Source organism: Vibrio sp. 1159, assembly GCF_033340395.1.
GTDB lineage: Bacteria > Pseudomonadota > Gammaproteobacteria > Enterobacterales > Vibrionaceae > Vibrio > Vibrio alginolyticus.
Window position 1 is genome coordinate 1 of sequence record NZ_JAWOWL010000088.1, and the last position, 1622, is coordinate 1622.

Annotated in this window: 3 protein-coding genes; all 3 read left to right on the forward strand. The window is 49.3% G+C overall.

From position 1 onward, the window contains the following. Window positions 1-429 (forward strand): phage holin family protein (locus R7127_RS26050; protein WP_318148667.1); only part of this gene is annotated, 429 nt, incomplete at its 5' end. Further along, window positions 374-724 (forward strand): hypothetical protein, encoded by a 351-nt coding sequence (locus tag R7127_RS26055; RefSeq protein ID WP_075111088.1) that lies wholly within the window; start codon window positions 374-376, stop codon window positions 722-724. The genes R7127_RS26050 and R7127_RS26055, both read left to right, overlap by 56 nt. 9 nt (window positions 725-733) lie before the next feature. After that, window positions 734-1622 (forward strand): AI-2E family transporter (locus R7127_RS26060; protein WP_318148668.1); only part of this gene is annotated, 889 nt, incomplete at its 3' end.

A 1622-nucleotide genomic window follows, 5' to 3' on the forward strand; every position in this document is an offset into this window, starting at 1 on the left:
CAGGAAGTTGAACAAGCCATTAATGGGCTACGAGCCATTTTGTCACAGATTGACGACCTTTCGACGTCACTGCGAACGTGGTCGGGCTCGACGTTGGATTTGTTTCTGCTAGAGATGAAAGTCAACGTGGCGGCAGCGCGCCAAATCGTGATGTTCAGCGCCATTTTTACACTGCTGTCGGTGCTGTTTATCTTCAGTGTGTGTTTGGCTGCGGGTGTAGTGACGTACCACTTTACCGCTCAACTACTGCTAAGTGTTGGCGTGTTTATTGTGTCGTTAGGTCTAGCGTTAGTTGGGTTAGCGTGGTGGCAGAAGCGGCTGACACACTTCCTTGGTTTCAAAAATACAACCGACCAATTGCAGGAGGGCTGGCATGCGTTCTCTAACCAAACTCGACCGAGCCATGCAGATAAAACGCATCGAGGGTAAAGCGGCTTTGGAGCAATGCTTGCTGGATAAGCAAACCCTCAAATTTACCTCGAACCGATTCGTGCAAGAAAACCCGTGGACTGCGCTTGGGTTGAGCGCTTTTGCCGCGATTGCTGTTGCGAAAGCTGGGCGACTGTCTCGCGTCACGTCATCTCTCTCCTCCATCAGTTTGCTGCTCAATGGCGCGATGGATTTGAGTGGCCAGCTAGCCAAATCTTCTTCATCGTCTGCTGTATCTTCAAAAGAAGCTGGTGAAGAAGCGGCTCAACCATCCGATTTACCACCTCATCAGTAGAGGACGCGCATGAATGGAAAATTAAACCTTCCCATCAATACCGTGATTGGTGTGTCTCTGCTGGTGTTATTGCTTGTTCCTGCACTCTACTTCGCCAAACCGGTGCTGTTACCTATGGTGATAAGTACGTTCGTGGCACTGCTGTTTAGCCCGCTGATCAATTATTTTGAAGACAAAGGCCTGCCACGCACGATAACTGTGGTGGTGACGTTGACGTTATTGGTGAGTGTTTCAATACTCGGTTTAGCGGCGATATCAGAACCCGCGAAACAATGGTGGGCTGAGTTGCCAAGCATCGTCCAAAACGTTTCGCAGGAAGTGAATGAAGTGACCAAAGCGTCGTCAGAGCACATGAACGCGCCGCTTGAGATCGCCAGTGACATGAACATTGACGAGATGGGCAACAACACGGTGTTTTCTCTGCTGAAAGCGCTCGCGACCACCACACCAACGCTGTTAACTCAGGCGATGATTGTGCTGTTTATGGTGTATTTCATGCTTAATCATGGTCGAAGTCTGTTTCGTAAATCGGTTTCGCGTTTGCGTGGTTTTTCGAAACAACGTCAGGCGGTGGAGTTGGTGCAGGCTCTGCAGAAAGATTTATCGCGCTACATCGGCACCATTACTTTGGTCAATACGGGTTTAGGCTTGTGTGTTGGATTGGTGTTTTTTGTCCTCGCCCTTGAAGACCCATTTCTATGGGGGGCGTTTGCTGGGGTAATGAATTTCGCGCCGTATTTGGGGCCAGTGATTTCGATGGTGAGCTTTGGTTTTGTCGCGTATCTGCAGTTAGATTCGGTCAGTTTTATGCTGACAGTGGTGTCGATATATCTGTTGCTGAATTTAATCGAGAGTCAGTTTGTCACCCCAACTTTGCTAGGGAGGCGGTTTAACCTCA